Genomic DNA, 18,353 nt, shown 5'->3' with positions numbered 1-18,353 from the left:
CCTGCATCCTGTCTGCGCGATCCACGCGTCGGGCCACTCTGCCCCCCGGCCGGGTTACAATACGTGAACCCCCCGACCGCGCCAACCGGTTGCACACTCGGAGTGAGGCGGAGATGATGGGACCAGGTTTCGATGGAGCGATTGTGAGTTCAAACCCTGTCGTCCGGCACGCGGTTCCCGCCGTCGGCATTGCCTTGTTGGTCGTGCTGCTTCTGGCTGCTTGGGTGTTTCGTGACCAAGTCTATCGCACATTTCAGGATCCTGGCGTGCCGTTCCAGACCTACACGCCGCCGGCCGGGGCCGACTATGCCAGCGCCGATGGCTGGTATGTCCGGGATGTCTTTGGCGATGAGGACGAACCAGCCGTCTTCTTTGTCCACCCGACGACCTATTCCGGTGGCTCCAACTGGAATGGCCAGCTCGACAAGCCTAGCACGGTCGATGCGGTGACCGAGGTGATACTGCCCAATTATGCCGGACCGTTCGCCAAGGCGGGCGCCCTTTATGCGCCGCGCTACCGGCAGGCCTCCCTCTACGCCTTCATGAATAATCGCGAGGACAGTCTGCGCGCGCGCCGCTTTGCCTATGACGATATCCAGCGCGCTTTCGACGCCTTCGCCGCCCAGATCGGCGACACCCGCCCGATCATCCTGGCCGGCTACGGCCAAGGCGGACTGGATGTGCTCGGCCTGCTGTTGGACCGTTTTGCCACCGACGAAGCCCTTCGCGACCGGCTGGTGGCGGCCTATGTGATCGAATCACCCTTGCCGCTCGACCTGTTTGCCGGACCGCTGCAGACAATCCCGCCCTGCGCCACACCAGAGGCTGTACGTTGCGTCTACAGCTTCACCTCCGCGATGGCGTCGGAAGAGGGTCGGATCCATGTCATCACCGAACGCGCCATGAGCTGGACGCCCGACGGCAGGCTCGATTTCGTCGATGGACGCGGTCTGTTATGCGTCAATCCGCTCTTGTCGGCAGTGACCAATGAATATGCCTCGGCGCGGCAACATCGCGGCGGGGTCGCCGCCGAGGGGCTCGATCCCGATGCCGTGCCGGCGCCGATTCCCAATCAGACCGGCGCCCAATGCGCCGATGGCGTCCTGTTCTTCGAGCAGCCGCGTTCGCGCGCCCTGCACCGGCCGCATCGCCTGGTGGAGGATTACCGCCTGCCCCCCTTCAATCTCTTCTATGAGGATTTGCGCTTCGACGTCGCCCGTCGCAGCTTCAATCTCGCCGCCATCCTACAGGACGAACGCCAATGGGCGCCGGCCTTCGACGCACCGGAAGAGATCGACGATGCGCCGGTTGTGGCGATCCCGGGCCAGCGGCGTTTCTAACAGCGAAAATCTAAACCCGCTTGGCGATGGCGTCGAATTCCAGCAGGGTTTTCAGCAGGTCTTCAAACTCGCTCAGCGGCACCATGTTCGGCCCGTCAGATGGCGCATTGTCCGGGTCGGGATGGGTTTCCATGAAAACGGCGGCGACGCCGATGGCAACCGCAGCACGCGCCAGGGTCGGCACGAATTCGCGCTGACCGCCCGATGTCGCGCCCTGCCCGCCGGGCTGTTGCACGGAGTGAGTCGCGTCAAACACGACCGGGGCGCCAAAACTGGCCATGATCGGCAAGGACCGCATATCGCTGACCAGCGTATTATAACCGAAGCTGACACCGCGCTCGCAGGCCATCACATTTGGGTTGCCGGCGCCGGCAATCTTTTCGAGCACATTCTTCATGTCCCACGGCGCGAGAAATTGGCCTTTTTTGACATTGATCACCTTGCCGGTCTTGGCGGCGGCGACCAGAAGGTCGGTCTGACGGCACAGGAAGGCCGGGATCTGCAACACATCAACTGCTTGGGCGGCGATGGCCGCATGTTCGGCGGTGTGGATATCGGTCAGGACCGGCAGGCCAATGCTTTCGCGAATCTCGGCAAACACCGGCAACGAGGCTTCGAGCCCCATGCCGCGCTGACTGTTGACGCTGGTCCGGTTGGCCTTGTCGAAGGAAGTCTTGTAGATCAGGCCGATATCGAGCCGGTCGGAGATGGCGCGCAATTCCGCCGCCACTTCCAGCCCGTGCTGACGGCTCTCCAACTGGCAGGGCCCGGCAATAATGGTGAGCTTGCGGGCATTGCCGATCTCGATCGGAGCGCGACCGGGTCTGGCAAGAGAGATGACGGCATTGAGCTGGCTCACGAAAAATTCCTCTTGAAAGGACCGAACCGTTAGAAGCGGCTGAATGGCGCCGGTCCGGTCAATATTTCATTTCTGGCATGCGCGACTGATCCGATATCTGGTGTGCCGCGTACCCAATTCAACCCGTTATCTGATCACAGGGCTTTCATGGCAACCATTTCCGCCACCGGCGCCGCGCTCGTCTGGTTTCGCCGCGACCTGCGCCTCGCCGACAATCCGGCCCTGCATGCGGCCATACAGAGCGACCGGCCACTGGTTCTGGTCTTCATCGACCAGCGCGACCACGACCTTGGCGCCTCGCCGGGACCGGCGGCGGACTGGTGGCTGCACGGCTCTCTGGAAGGCTTGGCGCGTGACATAGACGCCCGTGGCGGCCAGCTCACCCTGCTGCGCGGCGATCCGGCCTCGTTGGTCCCTGAACTGGCGCGCAAGCACCACATCGCCGAAGCGTTCTGGAACCGATCTGGCGAACCTGCCATTGATCACCGCGACCACGCAATCGCCGCACGGCTACAGGAAGACAATATCCTGACCCAAATAGTGGCCGGCACAACGCTGATCGATCCCACCGCCCTGCTCACCGGGGCCGGCACACCTTACAAAGTATTCGGTGCCTTCTGGCGCACGGCGCTGCAGAGACTGGCACCCGGTCCAGCCCTGCCCGCTCCGCAGCACTTGCGTCTGGCCACTGATCTGCCCGCTGGCGATCAGCTTGCCGACTGGCAGCTACGTCCGGCAAAACCTGATTGGGCGGCCGGCTTCCACGCCGAATGGAAGCCCGGAGAGGCCGGTGCGGCTGACCGATTGGAACACTTCCTCGATCACGGCCTCAACGGTTATGCAAAAGGCCGCGACCGGCCTGACCAGCCAGGCACCTCAAAGCTCTCACCGCATCTTGGCTTTGGCGAAATCTCGCCGCGTCAGGTCTGGCACAGCGTCCAGGCGCGGCTGGCGACCGGTGCCGATATCCAGGCCAGCGAGCGCTTCCTCGCCGAGATTGGCTGGCGGGAATTCGCCTATTACCTGCTGCATCATTTCAACCATCTCAGAACCGCGAATTTCAACGCCCGCTTTGATCAGTTCGCCTGGCGTAACGATGCGTCGGGATTTGCCGCGTGGACGCGCGGGCAGACCGGCATCCCGCTGGTCGATGCCGGCATGCGGCAATTATGGGAAACAGGCTGGATGCATAACCGGGTGCGGATGGTGTGCGCCTCCTTCCTGGTCAAGCATTTACGCTGTGACTGGCGGGAAGGCATGGCCTGGTTCGAGCGCACGCTGGTCGATGCGGATCGCGCCGTGAATGCCGCCAGCTGGCAGTGGGTCGCCGGTTCGGGTGCCGACGCCGCGCCCTATTTCCGGATCTTCAATCCAGTGCGCCAGGGCGAGCGCTTCGATTCGGACGGGGACTATGTTCGCCAATGGGTACCAGAGCTGGCGGGATTGCCTCCACGCTGGATCCATGCGCCATGGCAGATGCCGGAGGCGGCGCGCCAGCAGTCCGGGTTCACGCCGGGGGAAAGCTATCCCCTGCCGGTGCGTGAGCTTGCGCGCGGCCGTGACGAAGCGCTGGCCGCCTATCGCAGCCTGAAAGACACCCCGGACATCGCCTGAACGGCACAGTCCCAGCATTCGACCGACGCAACGCACCATCCTCAGCGCCTTCTACCGCTGGATGGGCGACGAAAGGAATATCGCGTGCTAATGTGGCGTGATGAGCCAAGCCGTGACCGCAAGCCGATCTGCCAATGACCTGACCGGTCACACGCCGATTCTCCGCCATTCCCCCCGCCGCCTTCCCACCGGGAAGCGTCGGACTGTGGCGCATTCGCCGTGTGATAACGATTTCAGCTTCCATTCCAGGCTCGATATTCCAGTTTCTCCGCGCGAAAAGGGGCTCACAGTGACCGCATGGCTTGACACATGACCGACCCGCTCATCTCCGCCACCGAGGCTCTGACCCGTCTGGGCCAGCCCGGTACAATCTTCATCGATGCCAGCTGGACCTATGATGGCGGCCCAATGGTCGAGTGCGAGGGCTATATTCCCGGCGCGCTGGCCTTCGATATCGATACCGTCAAGGACAAGCGCTCCTCCCTGCCGCACATGCTGCCGGAGCCGGACGTGTTCGCACGCCATGTCGAAACCCTCGGGATCGGCAATGATAGCGAGCTGATCGTCTATGATCGCATCGGCCTGTTCAGCTCGCCGCGCGTCTGGTGGACCTTCCGGGTGATGGGGCATGACAATGTCCGTGTCATGGCGGGCGGCCTGCCAGCCTGGATCGAAGCCGGCGGCCCGATCGAGGACCAGCCCGGCACTGAGGCCGAGGAACCGGGTGTCTACACCCCGCGCTATCGGCGCGAATTGGTGGCCACCGTCACCGACGTCAAAATCGCCAGCCGCAACGCCTCGCACCAGATCCTCGATGCGCGTTCGGTGAGCCGTTTTGCCGGTCTGGAGCCAGAACGCCGCGCCGGCATGCGTAGCGGCCATATTCCCGGCTCCACCAGCCTGCCTTATGAGAGCCTGTTCGACGATGACAACAGGCTGCTCGAAATCGACGAGGAGCTCGCCGAGGATCTCCAGCTTGATCCGGACCTGCCGCTGATCGCCAGCTGCGGCTCGGGCGTCACCGCCTGCATTCTCGCCCTGGCGCTGGAACGCTATGGCCGCACATCGGCGGTCTATGACGGCTCTTGGGCGGAATGGGGCTCGCGCACCGATACACCGATCGTCAAGGGCGGCGGGCGCCGGCCGCGATGAAGGACGAGACCCGTCTCACCCGTCTCGGGCGTCCGCACGACAGCCGCGGTCTGGTCAATCCGGGCGTCGAGCGTGGCTCGACCATCCTGGCGCCTTCGGCGGGCCAGCTCTATGATTTCCCGCTGGGCATGCCGCATTACGGCCGTGTCGGCCTGGAAACCCAGAACGCCCTGCGCGAGGCACTGAGCGGACTACAGGGCGGCGCCGGCTGTGCCCTCACCTCGTCCGGTCTGCTCGCCAATACGCTCGCCATCATGACGGTCGTTGAAGCTGGTGGCACCGTGCTGGCGGCCGATTGCATTTACGGCCCGGTGCGCAATTTCCTGCTCAACACCCTGCCGCGCTTCGGCGTCACGGCGCGCTTCTTCGCGCCGCGGATGGGCGCTGAAATCAGCGATCTGATCACCGGCGACACGCAAGCCATCCTGCTGGAATCGCCCGGCTCGCTGACGATGGAATTGCAGGACATTCCCGCGATCACAAAGGTCGCCCGCGATAAAGGCGTCGCCACGATCATCGACGATACCTGGTCAGCCGGGCTGACGATGAAACCGCTGGCGCTGGGCGTCGATCTCGCGGCCCAATCGCTGACCAAATATGTCGGCGGCCATTCCGATCTGTTGATGGGAGCCGTGATCGCGCGCGATGAGGCGATGGCCAAGCGGCTGCAGACCACCGAGCGCGCCTTCGGCATCCATACCGCGCCCGACGATGCCTATCTGGCCCTGCGCGGCTTTCGCACCATGGCGCTGCGGATGCAGCGCAGCGAAGCGACCAGCCTCATCCTCGCCGACTGGCTCGCCGCACGGCCGGAAGTTGGCGCCATCCGCCACCCGGTCCGCACCGACCATCCCGATCATGCCATCTTCAGCCGCGACTTCACCGGCGGCTGCGGCCTGTTCGCGGTCGAGTTTCCCGGTTGGGACGTGGGCAAGAGCGAACGCTTCCTCGATGCTCTGGAGATTTTCGGCCTCGGCTTCTCCTGGGGCGGCTATGAAAGCCTCGCCATCCATTGCGACCCGCAACTCAAACGCACCAAGACCGCCCACAAGCATGACGGCGCCCTGCTGCGCTTCTCGGTCGGCCTGGAAGCCCGGGAAGATCTGATCGCGGATCTGGAGAAGGGTTTTGCAGCGGCGGGGTGAATCGGGGACATGGTCCTGTCGCAAAGAACCTAGTGTAAGGCTGACATCTCAAAAAGAAGATGACCTAGATAGCGATGTTAGCCCATCCAAATTCCAGACTCGAATCCCAAGGCCTCTACGCCTCTGTGAACGCCGGCAATCCGAAGTTTTCGGTGATGTCGTGAAGATAGGAGAATGGATTAGTGGCTCGGGCCCTTCGTTGAGCGAGGTATCCTCGAACTCCAATGTCAGCCGCCGCGAGCGCCGCCCCAGCACCCAACAAAGCTGGGCCGCTCAATCCGGTGAAGTATGCGAGGGCGCCTGCGGACGGCACCGATATTGTGATCGCCCGATAAGCTCCTTCCCAAACGGTCGAGATCGATTGTTGATCCAATTCCCGTTTCAACGCACGCAGACTGGGTTCAATCCCGGTCTTGTAAGCGGCCTGCGCCTTCTCAAATAACGCTTCGCCGCCGGCATCATCGTCAGTACGGAGCTGTTCCGTCAACTCGCCTAATTTCCCCGCGAAATCGAGGTATTGGTCGCGTCGACTTTCTCGGAACCTTAGGAGTTTCAAAACAGGCACCGATGCATCCACTCGCAACGCCCGCATTACGACACCAAGCATCGCACCTGTGGCATTGGTCGGCGACGAATCCACAACATCATCGAACATGAATCGGAACGCCATTCCCTGCGCGGTCTCATTCGAAGTGAGCGGCGAGAGATCAAGTTTCTGCGATAGATCGGCAGCCAGTGCGGACATATAGGCGTTTGCGAAGCGGCTATCGACCAGCAACCATTCGTTGTCGGCAGCATCGAACCGTTCGCTTTGCCGATAAAATCGCTCGAAGATGCGTGGTAACTTTTGACGGTGTAGCGAACCTATTTCAAGGTCTTGGAACATGTCCCTAATATGGTACGGCATTTTGCCAGAATGGATCGTCGCCAGCCCAAATCTTAACGCAAACTCTCGAAGAGCCGGGGACATCTTATTGGAAAAGACACCGGTCTGCTGAAGCGCATCCTCAACCTCCTCGCCAATCGAATTACCATATCGCACCGCACGAAAAACCGAGTTGCGGATCGCGTTATATGGTTGGTAACCACCATTGTTCAAATCGGATGAGCGCAGGATTCTTCGCCCAAGATCATCAATCAAAGTGGGATGAAGGTCACACCTCAACGGACGCAGATATCCCTCTGCGTGACAAATACGTGCGTCCTCGTTTTGATAAGGCTCCTCAATCGCCGTTGGTGCAATAGTCTGAATTTCATCCCAAAACAGAATTGCCGACCGCAACCAAACAGGGTCGTCGATATCCATATGGGGGAAATACAATGCTGACCCAAGCATCGAGGATTACTCCTTGCAACCTCAGGCAGATTACCAAGTAAGCTAGGAAAGACAAGAAGGCGCTCACTCCATCCCTCAGGCTGGCCCCGGCACAACACCGGCAGTCCAATCAGGGCGCGCGCGCCGCAGAGGTTATTGGAAATGGTGACCCCGGCGTGGCTCGAACACGCAACATCCCGCTTAGAAGGCGGGTGCTCTATCCAGTTGAGCTACGGGGCCTTGAATTTCATTGATACGGGCTGGTGGGCGGGTTCGCAATACGCGGCGGCCTCGCAAGCACCTGTTCTGCCGCCTTTATTCACGGGCTATCCGCAAATCATGGCCAGGCCTCAGTGCGACCAGGGCTGTTTGCGGCTGGTGGCGAAATTGTCGGAATAGGATTTGATGTAGCGCTTGGCCTTCTGAGGCGTCGTGACCTGGTAGGGAATGCCCTGGTGGCGGGCATAGGCGACGGCCTCTTCCTTGGTCTCGAAGGTGAGACGGATCTGGGCGCGCATATCTGTGCTGGAGGTCCAGCCCATCAACGGATCAGGGCGGTCGGCCATTTCAGGCGTGAATTCGAGCAACCAGTGTTTGGAGAGCGCGCGGCCCGATTGCATCGCATTGCGGGCGGGCTGGTAAATCTTCGCAAACATGCGGCGTCCCCATCATGCTGCGGCCCTGCCTGTTGCGGGCCTTGTAAATGGTCGGGGCGGCAAGATTCGAACTTGCGACCCTCTGGTCCCAAACCAGATGCGCTACCAGGCTGCGCTACGCCCCGAGAGCGCCCTTATGAAAGCGCTTTTGCAGTTAGGCAAGTCTACTGAGCGTCTGAGGGCGATTCCGGTGCAGCAGCGTCGTCTTCAAGCGTGGTTTCAGGCGCTTCGACAGCTGCCGGCTCGTCTTCGAGCGAACCGAAGGCCTCATCGCGCAAAATGGCGCCCGGGCGAATCCCCAGTTCGGCAGCGCGGCCGCCGGCAATTTCCAGCACAGCAGCGACGTCGAAATCCGATTCGAGGCTGCGATGCGAGCCCGGCTGGGCGTAGGCGATCAGTTTGACCACTGTGCCACCCTCATCGATGAACAGCATGTCGAGGCTGACCAGGGTGTTTTCCATCCACATCGAAGCGCGGCGTGGCGGCATGTAAACGAACAGCATCGCCGCGTCGGGATCGAGCACCTCGCGGCCCATCAGGCCCCGTGCCAATTGTTCCTGGCTTGTCGCAATTTCGGCATTGAAGGCGTGTTGCGCCTCGCCGGTATCGATGATGAGGGTTTCCGGCCCGCCAAATGTGATCGGCGGCAGCTGCACCGCAGCCTGCGTTTCGGCGGTCGCCGGCGCAAGTTCGGTGCCGGCGGGCGGAAGGGCTTCGTCCTGCGCCCAAGCGGGCGCGGCGAAGATCAGGGCGGAGATCAGGATCAGTGTTTTCATGGCAGCAAGCTAGCCAAGCGCGCGACGCGGCGCAATCGCGCCGCGCCGTTCCGCGCAAGGTGAATTCACGTGAATTATCCGGCCGCTCCGGCACGGATTTCTGCCGCCAGTGCCCCCTTGGGGCCCTCAACGCAACGGATATGGAGCATTTCACCCGGCTGCACATCCTCCAGCCCGGCCCGACGCAGCGTCGCAGCGTGCAGAAAAATATCACCATCGACGTCGTCGCAGGTCACAAAACCATAGCCGCGCAGCGCGTCGAACCATTTGACCACGGCCTCATGGAACGGCGTATTGACCACCGTGTGCGGATGAAACCGCCGCGGGCGAATCTCGGCCTCGTCATCGCCACCGCTCATTTCGAGAATTTCGACCGCCTGGCGACCCTTTTCGCCCTTGACCGCGTGGCAAACCACCATCGCATCGGGTAGTGCCGGCCCGTGGGCGTAGCGACGCAAACAGCTGGCATGCAGAAGTATATCGCCGGATCCGTCGCTGGCATCGATGAAGCCATAGCCGCGCGCCGGGTCATACCATTTGATGCGCCCCTCAAGGCGGACGACTTCGGTCTCTTCAAAAACGTCGTTCGCAAAAACCATTACATCACTCGCTTCAACAACCCTACATGAACGAATTTACACAAATTCATTCATTAAGAGAAGTTTAATCGAACAAATGGTTGCATAAGCGATCCGCAATATCTTGCCATTGTAATCTGATCATCACACCTTACCCACTACATTTTGTGTCGGGGCGCGGCAAAACCCGCAACAAAAAGCGTCTTTTCTGTCGCAAACGGGTGAACTGCTTTTCGCGTAATACGCGAGTTTTTTGTGTGGAAAACTGTGCAAATTGACCGGATTCCGCTGTCACAGACCTTGATCTGTGACGGTATTTGACTGCCGACCTACGAATCAATCCTGGATCTTGGCCCGGATATCGGCCTGAATATCAGCCTGCAAGCGGTCGCATTCGGCCAAGCGGCTGATCGCGGCATGGCTGCGATAAATCGCGCTATTGGCGCCATGCTCGGAGCATTCTACCGATTCGACCCAACACCGCCCCTTGGTCGCCTCGCGCACGATGGCATCGGCGCGCTGGAAGGTCAGCTCGGCCATGCGCTCGCAGCTGGTGCCTTCAACGATGCGCACACGCGCAATACCGCGAGCGCCAAGCGCTTCAAGCGCCGGGCGTTCCGGGTCATCGCTCGCGACCAGCAGGGTGTGGTCGAACATCTCGTGCAGCCAATCGCGAATCGGGCCGAAACCACCGCGACCGAAATCGAGCACCCAGCCACGCGCATCGAGCTGTTCAGCCGCAAAAACGAAATGGAAGCCGAAGGAATAGCCGTGCAGCAGGTTGCAATCGCTTGTCGCCGCCCATTGCCGCGAGCAACAGGACAGTCCGCGATCATTGCCATAGGTCTTGGTTGAAAGATGGGCCATGCCCCGCTCTCCTGCGTGACGGCCAGGATCGGGCCGATTTGCGAAAGGCCAGTATCACCGCCCCGGCCCGCCCCCGGAAGGGGAAATTGACAGCCATAATCGGGTGGAAGATCGCGTGGTAGGCCCTAGGGGAGTTGAACCCCTCTTTCCAGGTTGAAAACCTAGCGTCCTAACCGATAGACGAAGGGCCCAACGCGATGAGGGCCGTCTAATACGTAAGCCCGGGCCTTGTGGCAAGCCACTGATGTGAAAAATCTTCAGCGAATGGCTGCTGCCATGTCCTCAAGCTGGAACTGGGCGCGATTGCGGCCATTCCACTGGTCCAGCTTGATACGGCCTGCGACGTGCCAGCGGCGCTCGTCGGCAGCCAGCAGGGCCTCGCCAACCGGCCCGTCGGCGGAGCGAAATGAGATGCCTTGCAGCGCCGCGCCGCCGCTATCAACCAGAGTGAATCGGACATGATCCTTGCCGACACGCTGGGCAAAACTGACACGCAGGTCAGCCAGGGCGAATCGCGGTTCCGAATTGCCTTGGCCAAACGGGCTCGCCGCTTCGAAGCTGCCGGCCAGTTCCGGCGACACGCCCTGGGCCGCCAACAGCCCGTCAAGGCGCAGGGCCATGGCATCGGTGGCCTGGGCCAATTCAGGCGCCAGCCGCTCATCGAGAAAGGCGACCAACTCGTGGATGCGCTCGGCATTGACCGTCAGCCCGCCGGCCATGGCGTGACCACCGCCGGAGATCAGCAGGCCGGCCTGGCGCGCGGCCGAGATGGCGCCGCCAAGATTGACCCCGGCGACGGAACGCCCCGACCCCTTTCCGAGCACCGGTGAAACGCCGGTATCCAGGCCGATAATGATCACCGGCTTGCCATAACGTTCCTTGACGCGGCCGGCGACGACGCCGATCACGCCGGCATGCCAGCCCTCGCCAGAGGCGACAAGTATGGCGCGGTCCTGGCCCTGACGTTCGATCTGGGCCAGCGCCTCTTCCATCACCTCGGCCTCAATGGCGCGACGTTCGGTATTGAGGGCATCGAGTTCGGCGGCGATCGTCCCGGCTTCCGCCTCATCATCACTGGCCAACAGGCGGGCGCCGAGATCCGAGCGGCCCACGCGGCCGCCGGCATTGATACGCGGCCCGAGCAGGAAGCCGGCATGATAGGTGCTCGCTGTGTCGTCCTTGATGCCCGCGACGAGCGCAAGCTGCCGCAGGCCCGGATTGTGCCAGCTTGCCATAGCCTTGAGGCCCTGGGCCGTCAGCGCGCGATTAATCCCGGTCAGCGAAACAACATCACAGATGGTGCCCAGCGCAGCGAGATCGAGCCATTGCATCAGATCCGGCTCGGGCGCGTCCTCGAAACGGCCACGGCGGCGCCCTTCCCGGTTCAGGGCCGCGAGAAATACGAATGTGACGCCGGCCGCAGCCAGATGGCCGCAGCCGGAGGTGTCGTCAGGCCGGTTGGGATTGACCAGGGCGGCCGTCGGCGGCAATTCGCCATCCATCAGATGGTGGTCGATTACGATCACGTCGAGGCCGATATCGCGGGCATGCTGCAAGGGGCCGTTGGACGTGGCGCCGCAATCGACCGTGATCACCAGATCGGCGCCCCGCTCGCGCAGGAGGTCGAAAGCGGCATCGCTGGGCCCATACCCTTCGGCGACCCGGTCGGGCACGTAGAGCCCGGCCTCATAGCCGACCGCCCGCATCCAGCGGCGCAGCTGCGCCGATGACGTCGCGCCATCGACATCATAATCGGCGAAAACCGAAATCGACTGGCCCGCATCGAGCGCGTCCCAGACGAGGCCAGCGGCCTTGTCCATGTCCTGAAAACTGGCCGGGTCGGGAAAGCTGTCCTTCAAGCGTGGGCGCAAAAATTGCGCCGCCTCGGCTGGCGCGACACCCCGCCCGGCCAGAACCCGGGCCAGGCTGTCGGAAATCTGTTGCTGTCGCGCAATAGCGACAATCTCGGCCTCGCCCGCTGCGCGCGCAATCCAGCGCCGGCCCGTCAGCGAGCGTTCGACACCAAGGAAGGCCGCCTCGAGAGCGGCGGGCTCTGGCTGTGTCGGACGATCCGCGTCGATTGCCATATGATCCTGACCGGACCCTTGCGGGATCAGTCCTCCGGCCGGGCGCTGCGAACCCGGCGAACCGAGAGGTCCGCGGAATCCAGTACCAGTGTGTGGGTATGAACCAGGCCGTCCGCGCGGCGCACGCCATTGACCAGATCGCCCTCGGTGACGCCTGCGGCGACGAACAGGCAATGGCCGGAGGCCAGCCCGTCGAGATCATATTTGCGGTCGAGATCGGTGACGCCGATGCGACGGGCGCGTTCGCGCTCATCATCGGTGCGGAAGAAGAGCCGGGCCTGCATCTGGCCGCCAATACAGCGCAGCGCCGATGCCGCAAGCACGCCCTCAGGCGCGCCGCCGCGACCGATATACATATCAACGCCTGTGCCGAGCCCCGCTGCGCCCATGATGCCGGCAACATCGCCATCACTGATCAGGCGCACGCGGCCGCCAACGGCCTTGACCCCATCGACAATGTATTGATGCCGCTCGCGCTCGAGCACGCAGACGGTAATTTCCGAGGGCGACACGCCTTTGGCGCGGGCCAGATTGATCACATTATCCTGGGGCGATGCATCGATATCGATCACGCCGGTCGGCATGCCCGGGCCGATCGCGATCTTGTCCATATAAGTATCGGGCGCGTTGAGCAGACCACCGCGCGGGCTGAAGGAGACCACGACCAGCGCATTATTCATGCCCCAAGCCGTCAGCGTCGTGCCCTCCAGAGGGTCGAGAGCGATATCGATCTCCGGCCCCTCGCCGGTGCCGACCTCTTCGCCGATAAACAGCATCGGTGCCTCGTCGCGCTCGCCCTCGCCGATCACGATACGGCCGCGCATCGGCATCGCGTTGAGCCCATTGCGCAATGCGTCGACTGCCGCTTGGTCAGCCGATTCTTTTTCACCGCGTCCAATCCAGGCCGAAGCGGCAATCGCCGCCGATTCGGCGGCATTGACCGCCATCAAGGCCAGGCTGCTCAAGGCGCGCGTATCACTCATATTCTCGTCTCCTTTGGCGCGTCCGCTCGTCGCGGCGCATCGAATTATCGTAAAACATGTCGCGGGATCACTCCGGCGGAGTGGTCCGGGCCCGGCCGTCGGCGACGAATTCATCGACATCGCCCCCGCCCTCGGCCTCAATCACAGCGATTTCGGCATTCTGGAGCGCACGCAGCAGCATCACCGCCCGCGCGTTGCTGTCGAGCTGAGCCGATTCCAGAGCCGTCGGACCATAAGCAGGCACGGTTCGCGGCGCCTCTCGGCCCTCAACATCATTGACCATACGTTCGCGGACCCAGTCGGGTGTCGAGCTTTGATCGGCCAGCGGTTCGAAGGCGGTACATGCCCCGACTGTGAGGCATGCAGCGAAGCACAATGTCAAAACGGGCAGAACTGCCAAGCGAAGGGGCGAAGTCATGCTATCTCCTGACGCTGGACGCGTGTATGGCTTTCTATACGCTCATCATCTCCTGAGTCACCATTCGAACACAAGGAATCGGCATGTCCAACGGGTCCGGCAGCGACGACAAGAGCGATCCCATCCATCCCTGGGCCAATATGACGGCGGCCGAGCTGGACGCGCTCGACACGGTTTCGCGCAATTTGATGCAGGCCTCGCTGCAATCTCAGAAGCTGATGTCGAATGTGATGCAGAAGGCGCTCGAAGGCGATGCGGTGATGCCGCAGGCCGATCCATTCCATTCGGCACCCGAATTCAAGGAAGTCTGGGGCCAGATCGCAAATCAGCCCGATCTGATGATGAAAGCCCAAGCCGAGCTGGCCAAGGGCTATCTCGATCTATGGACCAAGACGACCAAGCGCGTCTTTGACGGCGCCGCCGAGCCGTCGATCAAGCCGGAACCCGGCGACAAGCGCTGGCGCAGCGATGACTGGAGTGAGAACCCGGTCTTCGATGCGATCAAGCAATCCTATCTCATGAACCAGCACTTCATGATGGGGCTGGTTCAGGGCGTCGAGGGCGTCGATGAGCGCACCAAGCGCAAGGTCGAATTCCTGACCAAACAGATGACCGATGCCCTCTCGCCAACCAATTTCGCCCTGACCAATCCGGACGTATTGCGCGAAACGATGCGTACCCATGGCGCCAATCTGACCCAGGGGCTCGAAAACCTGGTCGGCGATCTGCAGGCCGGCGGCGGTGGCCGCCTCGCCTTGCGTCAGACCGATATGGACGGGTTCCGCGTCGGCGTCGATCTGGCGACCACGCCGGGCAAAGTCGTGTTCCAGAACGAGATCATCGAACTGATCCAATACGCCCCAACCACCGAGACCGTGAAGGCACGGCCGCTGCTGATCGCGCCGCCATGGATCAATAAATTCTACATTCTCGACCTGCGCGAAAAGAATTCGATGATCCGCTGGCTGACCCAGCAGGGCTTCACCGTCTTCCTGATCTCCTGGGTCAATCCGGGTAAGGAATTGAAGGACAAGACCTTCGAGGATTATATGCACCAGGGCCTGCTCGCCGCGATCGATGCCATCGAGGACGCCACCGGTGAGACGTCGGTCAACGCCGTCGGCTATTGCGTCGGCGGCACCCTGCTCGCCTCAACCCTGGCCTGGCTGGAAGCGACCGGAAAACCGCAGCGCATCGCTTCGGCAACCTTCTTCGCCGCCCAGACCGATTTCGAACTCGCCGGCGAGCTCTTGCTGTTCGTCGATGATGTCTGGATCGAGGAAATCGAGCGGCTGATGGATGCCCAGGGCGGTGTGCTCGACGGCCGCACCATGGCGGATACCTTCAACCTGTTGCGCTCAAACGATCTGGTCTGGTCCTTCGTCGTCAACAACTACCTGCTCGGCCGCCAGCCCCAGGCCTTTGATCTGCTGTTCTGGAATGCCGACCAGACGCGCATGCCCAAGGCGCTGCACCTCTGGTATCTCAAGAATATGTATCGCGACAACAAGCTGGCCAAGGGCGAGCTGGACTTCGATGGCGTCAAACTGACGCTCGGCGACATCAAGACGCCGGTCTATATGCAGGCCTCACGCGACGATCATATCGCGCCCTACCCGTCGGTTTATCGCGGCGCCAAATTATTCGGCGGTCCGGTGCGCTACATGATGGCCGGCTCCGGACACATCGCCGGCGTCATCAACCATCCCGACGCCAATAAATACCAACACTGGACCAATGATGCCCTGCCCGACACGGTCGAAGCTTGGATGGATGGCGCCGAGGAAAATCCCGGATCCTGGTGGCTCGACTGGCGCGATTGGCTGAAGCAGCGTTCCGGCAAGGATGTAGCAGCCCGCCAACCCGGCAGCGGCAAGCTAACAGTCATCCGCGACGCACCGGGCGAGAATGTATTGGTCAGGAGCGATGCGGGGGACGGTGTGAAGACTGAAGGGGTCGCTCCGGCTGCTGCCGCGAAAGCAAAGCCCGCTGGCACGGCAAAGGCGAAAGCCGCAGCAGAGCCAAAGCCTGCGGCGAAACCGCGAGCAAAGCCAAAGGCAAAATCCGCCGCCAAGTCCAAGCCTGCCACCAAAGCTGGCGCCAAAAAGCCGACCAGGCCTCGCGCCAAAACACCAACCTCGTCATCCTGACGTAAGTCAGGACCTCGACGCCCTAGAGCTCAATGATATCGAGGTCCTGACTTACGTCAGGATGACGGTGATCATTCGGATCTGGCGCTGCAATTGCCTTGCAGCGCGGAACCTCAATCGCCACCCACGGGCAGCACCGGCCGCAAACCCAGCCCAAACAAAACCATCGCCGCGCCTTGCACCGTCAGATCGACGGCGAGGATCAGGCCAAGCAGCCACAAGCCGCTGGCGGGCCAGCTGAAGGCGATGATCAGGCCGATCAGGGCGGTCACCGCGCCGCTTAGCGCGATCAGCTGCCAGCCGCGTCCGGGGCGCAGCTGCAGGCCGAACCAGATGCGAAACGCGCCGGCCGCCATGAACGATACCGCCATCACCAGAGTAATCACCGTCGAGGCCAGGGTCGGATTGATGAAGGCGAGCAGGCCAGCGATCGTGTAGAGGCCGCCGCTCAGGGCCCAGAACGTCACATTCTGCCAACCGCGCACCTGGAAGGCATGCACCAGGAACGCAATCCCCGCCGCACCGACCAGAATGCCGACGAACAGGACCGAAACCATCGTTGCCGCGAACAGATTGCCGAAAGCGATCAGCCCGAACAGCAGAAAGACAGCGCCCAGCCCGACAAACCAGCCCCATTGCCGGTTGAGATCGAACACGCGGACTTCGTCTAGATCATTGGTCATAAGGGCCTCCAGAGGCTGAATGCCCCCCGGTGTAACGCGATGCGCCTTCGCCGTCAGCGGGATTCATGCCGCCATATCGTCGCACCGCAAACAAAACGGGCGGCTCCGATAGGAACCGCCCGTAATCGTGTAGCCGATAATCGTGTAGCCGATAATCGCAGACGCGATTAGCGCTCCGAGAACTGAAAGCTACGAAGGGCTTCCGCGCGGCCGTATTTCTTGCGCTTCACGGTTGGTACCGTCGCGCGCTCCCCCACGGCAACAACCAACGCATCCTCCGCTCCGCGCGATGTCGCAGCGAGTGTAAAACTGGTCCCTCAATAAGTATCCGAAAGGGCAATAAGGTCATCTCTCACTGACTTCAAGCAACAATGCCCCCTTGGCAGCGGCCCAGCTCCAAACATCTTGGCAGATTCTAATCAAATTATCCCACCCATCCTGTTTAACATCACTCGGAATAAATTCCGAAAAGATTGAAACTAGCGCCACGAACAACATGACCAAAGTTAAACGTTTCATGTATAAACCAAGTAACAAATTTGCTTCAATAGCTTTCGTTTCAGTGATTCTCAATGATGTGAAATCAAACATTTTTATTCTATTATTTAAAATTTCTTCATTTTTACGATACAATTCTTTCATTCGATTTTTTCTTAAACGAATACAATTAATGACTCCTGTATAAACAAATCCCAAATCTATATTTGTTCTATACCGATCAAGTATAACATCACTTTGTTCACGGAGCAGGTTATCCATTTTTGAGTTACTAAAGAATTCATTTCGGAATAACTCATCGTTCTCTAAGAGTATTTTTAGAGCCACATTTCGCCGATTCATATAATCGAGATTCAATGTTTTAATTTCTTTATCAAAATCAAATTCGTTACTGTTTGAATTCACTTCAATTTTTAATGATAATAGACCTTTCGCTCTCATTTCAAATATTCTTGCTGATATCATTTCATCCAATACAATATCATTTATCGCAGACGTATATATCCTATCTCCACCAAATCTTTTAATCGGAGATCCATTGAAATGTCTAAAAGTCTGTCGATTCAAGAATGTAAAAATTCCATTTATACTATATATTAATGCCCCAGACGCATAAGTACTATGAATCTTGTTTATGCATTCTCCAACAACTGTCAGTTTAGATTCGAGATATTTGATTAAATCCGCTTCAAATTTTTCTTGACTTCTCACTCCAATTGTCAAACTCAAAACATAATCCATCTCAACGTCTTCTATGCGTGCTTCAAATGCAAGTTGAGACAATTTTGAAAAATATGTTTTTGGCAAAAAGTAATGCCGAGCCTTGGAAATGCGATGCATTACGTCCCATCGCTTCGTCGCGTCACTATTGGCGGAACAACATTCTTCTCTGCCTTGATCCGTTAATACGCCAATCCATTTCAATACCACTAACGATCCGACTTGCTTTTTAAGGCCGAAAATTTCCCTAAATATCGAGTTATCGACATCCCCTAAGGGTAATCTCGAATACCTCGTCACCCGGGTTAACATGCCGTCAGCATTCATAAATGAAACCATAATATCGTCATCTGCTGATCTTATAGATGCCCAGTATTTGTCATCGAAAGACGTTCTCGACATATTGATGATCGGATCGCCACTGTCAGACTCCTCGACGAGGACTTCAAAACCGAACACATAGCCCGACTTCCAATCTGCATCCTTCATGGCAGCCCCACCTCGCTCTATCT

General features: G+C 60.1%; 16 protein-coding genes and 3 tRNA genes. 5 read left to right on the top strand and 14 right to left on the bottom strand.

Annotated features, from left to right (window positions below; genetic code table 11):
* Nucleotides 1-143: 143 nt before the first annotated feature.
* Nucleotides 144-1,340: a DUF3089 domain-containing protein gene (locus AAC029_RS05765; RefSeq protein ID WP_339745001.1), complete on the top strand. Its 1,197-nt coding sequence runs from the start codon at nt 144-146 to the stop codon at nt 1,338-1,340.
* 10 nt (nt 1,341-1,350) lie between these two features.
* Here AAC029_RS05765 and kdsA read toward each other — a convergent pair whose 3' ends face one another.
* Nucleotides 1,351-2,199, bottom strand: coding sequence for a 3-deoxy-8-phosphooctulonate synthase (kdsA, locus tag AAC029_RS05760; protein ID WP_339744999.1), 849 nt, complete (start codon nt 2,197-2,199; stop codon nt 1,351-1,353).
* Nucleotides 2,200-2,346: 147 nt separating this feature from the next.
* Here kdsA and AAC029_RS05755 point away from each other — a divergent pair, with 147 nt between their 5' ends.
* The 3 genes from AAC029_RS05755 (at nt 2,347) to metC (ending at nt 6,110) form a co-directional block, all read left to right on the top strand.
* The gene (locus AAC029_RS05755) at nt 2,347-3,813 is read left to right on the top strand and encodes a deoxyribodipyrimidine photo-lyase (RefSeq protein WP_339744997.1); all 1,467 of its coding nucleotides are present in this window, start codon (nt 2,347-2,349) and stop codon (nt 3,811-3,813) included.
* Between the two features lie 309 nt (nt 3,814-4,122).
* Nucleotides 4,123-4,965 (top strand): sulfurtransferase, encoded by an 843-nt coding sequence (locus tag AAC029_RS05750; RefSeq protein WP_339744995.1) that lies wholly within the window; start codon nt 4,123-4,125, stop codon nt 4,963-4,965.
* Nucleotides 4,962-6,110, top strand: coding sequence for a cystathionine beta-lyase (gene metC, locus AAC029_RS05745; RefSeq protein WP_339744993.1), 1,149 nt, complete (start codon nt 4,962-4,964; stop codon nt 6,108-6,110). The genes AAC029_RS05750 and metC overlap by 4 nt, the downstream gene beginning before the upstream one ends.
* A 115-nt stretch (nt 6,111-6,225) precedes the next feature.
* On the opposite strand, the gene AAC029_RS05740 is transcribed toward metC, so the two are convergent.
* The 11 genes from AAC029_RS05740 to AAC029_RS05690 all read right to left on the bottom strand — a co-directional run bounded on the left by AAC029_RS05740 (nt 6,226) and on the right by AAC029_RS05690 (nt 13,790).
* A complete protein-coding gene (locus AAC029_RS05740; protein ID WP_339744990.1) occupies nt 6,226-7,416 on the bottom strand; it encodes a hypothetical protein in 1,191 nt (396 codons plus the stop codon).
* Between the two features lie 172 nt (nt 7,417-7,588).
* Nucleotides 7,589-7,665, bottom strand: a tRNA-Arg gene (locus AAC029_RS05735).
* A gap of 110 nt (nt 7,666-7,775) precedes the next feature.
* Nucleotides 7,776-8,081, bottom strand: coding sequence for an ETC complex I subunit (locus AAC029_RS05730; protein WP_339744987.1), 306 nt, complete (start codon nt 8,079-8,081; stop codon nt 7,776-7,778).
* Nucleotides 8,082-8,129: 48 nt separating this feature from the next.
* Nucleotides 8,130-8,206, bottom strand: a tRNA-Pro gene (locus AAC029_RS05725).
* Nucleotides 8,207-8,245: 39 nt separating this feature from the next.
* Entirely contained in the window at nt 8,246-8,857 is a 612-nt protein-coding gene (locus AAC029_RS05720; protein WP_339744984.1) for a DUF192 domain-containing protein, read from the bottom strand.
* Between the two features lie 74 nt (nt 8,858-8,931).
* Entirely contained in the window at nt 8,932-9,456 is a 525-nt protein-coding gene (locus AAC029_RS05715) for a cold shock domain-containing protein (protein ID WP_339744982.1), read from the bottom strand.
* Between the two features lie 315 nt (nt 9,457-9,771).
* Nucleotides 9,772-10,302: a 6-carboxytetrahydropterin synthase gene (locus tag AAC029_RS05710; protein ID WP_339744980.1), complete on the bottom strand. Its 531-nt coding sequence runs from the start codon at nt 10,300-10,302 to the stop codon at nt 9,772-9,774.
* 116 nt (nt 10,303-10,418) lie between these two features.
* A tRNA-Glu gene (locus tag AAC029_RS05705) sits at nt 10,419-10,493 on the bottom strand.
* A 66-nt stretch (nt 10,494-10,559) separates the two neighbouring features.
* Complete coding sequence (gene recJ / locus AAC029_RS05700) at nt 10,560-12,389, bottom strand: single-stranded-DNA-specific exonuclease RecJ (protein WP_339744976.1); 1,830 nt, start codon at nt 12,387-12,389, stop codon at nt 10,560-10,562.
* 26 nt (nt 12,390-12,415) lie between these two features.
* Nucleotides 12,416-13,372: a class II fructose-bisphosphatase gene (gene glpX / locus AAC029_RS05695; protein WP_339744974.1), complete on the bottom strand. Its 957-nt coding sequence runs from the start codon at nt 13,370-13,372 to the stop codon at nt 12,416-12,418.
* Between the two features lie 67 nt (nt 13,373-13,439).
* Nucleotides 13,440-13,790: a hypothetical protein gene (locus AAC029_RS05690; protein WP_339744971.1), complete on the bottom strand. Its 351-nt coding sequence runs from the start codon at nt 13,788-13,790 to the stop codon at nt 13,440-13,442.
* 83 nt (nt 13,791-13,873) lie between these two features.
* On the opposite strand from AAC029_RS05690, the gene phaC reads away from it, so the two are divergent.
* The gene (gene phaC / locus AAC029_RS05685; protein WP_339744968.1) at nt 13,874-15,940 is read left to right on the top strand and encodes a class I poly(R)-hydroxyalkanoic acid synthase; all 2,067 of its coding nucleotides are present in this window, start codon (nt 13,874-13,876) and stop codon (nt 15,938-15,940) included.
* A 113-nt stretch (nt 15,941-16,053) separates the two neighbouring features.
* Here phaC and AAC029_RS05680 read toward each other — a convergent pair whose 3' ends face one another.
* The gene (locus AAC029_RS05680) at nt 16,054-16,623 is read right to left on the bottom strand and encodes an HdeD family acid-resistance protein (RefSeq protein WP_339744966.1); all 570 of its coding nucleotides are present in this window, start codon (nt 16,621-16,623) and stop codon (nt 16,054-16,056) included.
* A gap of 345 nt (nt 16,624-16,968) precedes the next feature.
* The gene (locus tag AAC029_RS05675; RefSeq protein ID WP_339744964.1) at nt 16,969-18,330 is read right to left on the bottom strand and encodes a hypothetical protein; all 1,362 of its coding nucleotides are present in this window, start codon (nt 18,328-18,330) and stop codon (nt 16,969-16,971) included.
* Nucleotides 18,331-18,353 lie beyond the last annotated feature (23 nt).

This window comes from uncultured Maricaulis sp. (genome assembly GCF_963975345.1).
In the GTDB taxonomy this organism is placed as follows: Bacteria; Pseudomonadota; Alphaproteobacteria; order Caulobacterales; family Maricaulaceae; genus Maricaulis.
This window is presented reverse-complemented; position numbering and strand designations above follow the sequence as displayed.

Excerpts from the sequence above, each read along its gene's own strand:
- AAC029_RS05710 (WP_339744980.1), bottom strand. The coding sequence starts at position 10,302 with ATGGCCCATCTTTCAACCAAGACCTATGGCAATGATCGCGGACTGTCC.
- glpX (WP_339744974.1), bottom strand. The coding sequence starts at position 13,372 with ATGAGTGATACGCGCGCCTTGAGCAGCCTGGCCTTGATGGCGGTCAAT.
- recJ (WP_339744976.1), bottom strand. The coding sequence starts at position 12,389 with ATGGCAATCGACGCGGATCGTCCGACACAGCCAGAGCCCGCCGCTCTC.
- AAC029_RS05750 (WP_339744995.1), top strand. The coding sequence starts at position 4,123 with ATGACCGACCCGCTCATCTCCGCCACCGAGGCTCTGACCCGTCTGGGC.
- AAC029_RS05740 (WP_339744990.1), bottom strand. The coding sequence starts at position 7,416 with ATGGATATCGACGACCCTGTTTGGTTGCGGTCGGCAATTCTGTTTTGG.
- AAC029_RS05715 (WP_339744982.1), bottom strand. The coding sequence starts at position 9,456 with ATGGTTTTTGCGAACGACGTTTTTGAAGAGACCGAAGTCGTCCGCCTT.
- AAC029_RS05690 (WP_339744971.1), bottom strand. The coding sequence starts at position 13,790 with ATGACTTCGCCCCTTCGCTTGGCAGTTCTGCCCGTTTTGACATTGTGC.
- AAC029_RS05675 (WP_339744964.1), bottom strand. The coding sequence starts at position 18,330 with ATGAAGGATGCAGATTGGAAGTCGGGCTATGTGTTCGGTTTTGAAGTC.
- AAC029_RS05680 (WP_339744966.1), bottom strand. The coding sequence starts at position 16,623 with ATGACCAATGATCTAGACGAAGTCCGCGTGTTCGATCTCAACCGGCAA.
- metC (WP_339744993.1), top strand. The coding sequence starts at position 4,962 with ATGAAGGACGAGACCCGTCTCACCCGTCTCGGGCGTCCGCACGACAGC.
- phaC (WP_339744968.1), top strand. The coding sequence starts at position 13,874 with ATGTCCAACGGGTCCGGCAGCGACGACAAGAGCGATCCCATCCATCCC.
- AAC029_RS05755 (WP_339744997.1), top strand. The coding sequence starts at position 2,347 with ATGGCAACCATTTCCGCCACCGGCGCCGCGCTCGTCTGGTTTCGCCGC.
- AAC029_RS05720 (WP_339744984.1), bottom strand. The coding sequence starts at position 8,857 with ATGAAAACACTGATCCTGATCTCCGCCCTGATCTTCGCCGCGCCCGCT.
- AAC029_RS05730 (WP_339744987.1), bottom strand. The coding sequence starts at position 8,081 with ATGTTTGCGAAGATTTACCAGCCCGCCCGCAATGCGATGCAATCGGGC.